Annotated in this window: 1 protein-coding gene; it reads right to left on the reverse strand. The window is 77.6% G+C overall.

Going from position 1 to position 486, the window contains the following annotated elements; genetic code table 11:
- Window positions 1-486 (reverse strand): UbiA family prenyltransferase (locus tag GT042_RS21170; protein WP_161310298.1); only part of this gene is annotated, 486 nt, incomplete at both ends.

The following is a 486-nucleotide window of genomic DNA, read 5'->3' on the forward strand; positions in this document are numbered from 1 at the left end:
GCCGACCGGTCCCGGCCGGCCGGCCGCCAGCAGGACCGTGGCCGCCACCAGCGGGGCGGGCAGGAGCAGCCGTACCCCCAGAGGGCCGAGCCGCTGCGGCCAGCCCCGTACGCCCATGGCCAGGTCGTCGTCGATGTCCGGCAGGACGTTGGCCAGGTGCGCGCCGACGCCCACCAGCGCGGACGCGGTCACGATCCACCAGGCGGGCGCCGGGGTGCCCGGCAGACCGAGTGTCACGAAGGCGGGCAGGGAGGCGAACCCGACCGCGTACGGCAGCCACGACAGGACGGTCCGCTTGAGGCGGAGGTTGTACGCCCAGGCCGCGCCCACCCCGGCCAGGTGGACCGCCCCGGCGAGCACCCCGTACGCCAGGGACAGCGGGACGCACAGGATCAGGGCGGCGCAGGCCGCCGCGCCCACGGTCCGGGCGCCGACCGTTCCGTCCGCCACCGGCTTGTCGGCGCGGTGGGTCGCGGTGTCCCGTGC

It is taken from the genome of Streptomyces sp. SID3212, from assembly GCF_009865405.1.
Taxonomy (GTDB): Bacteria; Actinomycetota; Actinomycetes; order Streptomycetales; family Streptomycetaceae; genus Streptomyces.